Annotated in this window: 1 protein-coding gene; it reads left to right on the forward strand. The window is 74.3% G+C overall.

Translation table 11 applies throughout. The features are described 5' to 3' along the window. A partial coding sequence (locus H5J33_RS34115) for a SpoIIE family protein phosphatase (RefSeq protein ID WP_181798537.1) occupies window positions 1-1,734 on the forward strand: 1,734 nt, incomplete at its 5' end. Between the last annotated feature and the right edge of the window lie 9 nt (window positions 1,735-1,743).

The following is a 1,743-nucleotide window of genomic DNA, read 5'->3' on the forward strand; positions in this document are numbered from 1 at the left end:
GAGGAGATCGACGCCCGCCGCAACCTCGCGCTGCTCAACGAGGCCGGCGCCCGCATCGGCAACTCCCTCGACCTGGAGACCACCGCCCGGGAACTCCTCGACGTGGTCGTCCCCGGCTTCTGCGACCTGGCCACCGTCGACCTCTACCAGGGCCTGCTGGCCGGCGACGAGACCCCGCCCGGGCACGCCGACGGCAGCGCCGAACTGCGCCGTGTCGCCTTCGCCAGCGCCGTCTCCGGTGCCCCCTTCAGCAGCTCCGGGAAGCCCGTGGACGTCGGCGCGGTCCATCACTTCCCCTTCCACTCGCCCTGCGCCGAGGCCCTGCGCACCGCCCGCCCGCAGCGGGTGCCCGCCGAGGAGGGGGGCCTGGTGCAGTCCACGCTGGCCGTGCCGATGGTCGCCCACGACACGGTCGTGGGACTCGCCCAGTTCGCCCGCACCAAGGGCAGCGAGCCGTTCGGCGACCGGGACCGGGACCTCGCCGTCGAACTGGCCGCACGCGCCGCCGTCTGCATCGACAACGCGCGCCTGTACCGCCGGGAACACGAACGGGCGCTGATACTGCAACGCTCCCTGCTCCCGCCCGGCGACCCCGAGGCGTCCGGCCTGGACATCGCCTGCCGCTACCTTCCCGGCAACGCGGCGACCGAGGTGGGCGGCGACTGGTTCGACGTCATCGAACTGCCCGGCCACCGCACGGCGCTGGTCGTCGGCGACGTGATGGGCCGGGGCCTGCGCGCGGCCGTCGCGATGGGCGAACTGCGCACCGCCGTACGCACCCTGGCGCTGCTGGACCTGGAACCGGCGGAGGTCCTCTCCGCGCTGGACGAGATCGCCCGCGGCCTCGGCACGCCGGGCGGGGTCCGGCAGGCGAGCCGCACGGCCCGGCAGCCCAGGGACGCCGACCTGTCCGAGGTCTACCTCGCGACCTGCGTCTACGCCGTCTACGACTCCGTCACCAGGCGATGTACCTTCGCCAACGCGGGCCATCTGCCGCCGGTGCTGGTCGAGCCCGGCGAGCCGGCGCTGATGCTCGACGTGCCGCCGGGCATGCCGCTCGGTGTGGGGGGCGAGCCGTTCGAGGAGGTGGAGGTCGAACTGCCGGAGGGCGCGCTGCTCGCCCTGTACACCGACGGCCTGGTCGAGTCCCGCGACCATCCGCTGGACGAGGGCCTCCAGGCGTTCGTCGGGGCGCTCACCGATCCCGGCCGGCCGCTGGAGGACGTCTGCGACCACGTCCTGAGCACCCTCGACACCCACCACGGTGAGGACGACATCGCCCTGCTGATGGCCCGGGTGCAGGGGCTGCCCGCGGACTCCGTCGGGGACTGGACGCTGCCCCGCGAGCCGCGCAGCGTGGGCCGGGCCCGCGAGTACGCCCGCGACCGGCTGCAGTCCTGGGACCTGGAGCCGCTGATCGACACGACCGAGCTGCTGGTCAGCGAGCTGGTGACGAACGCCCTGCGGTACGGCGAGGGGGAGATCCGGCTGCGGCTGCTGCTGGACCGCACGCTGGTGTGCGAGGTGTGGGACTCCGGCCTGGTCCAGCCGCGCCGCAGACGTGCCCGGGACACCGACGAGGGCGGACGGGGCCTGCAACTGGTCGGGCTGCTCAGCGCGGCGTGGGGCTCACGGCGGACGCCGCGCGGCAAGACGGTGTGGTTCGAGCTGCCGTTGCCCGGCGGCGAGGGCGGCCTCACCGACCCGGCGGAGGCCCTGCTGAGCCTCTTCTGACACGTCCCG

It is taken from the genome of Streptomyces sp. WELS2, assembly GCF_013870595.1.
Classification (GTDB): Bacteria; Actinomycetota; Actinomycetes; order Streptomycetales; family Streptomycetaceae; genus Streptomyces.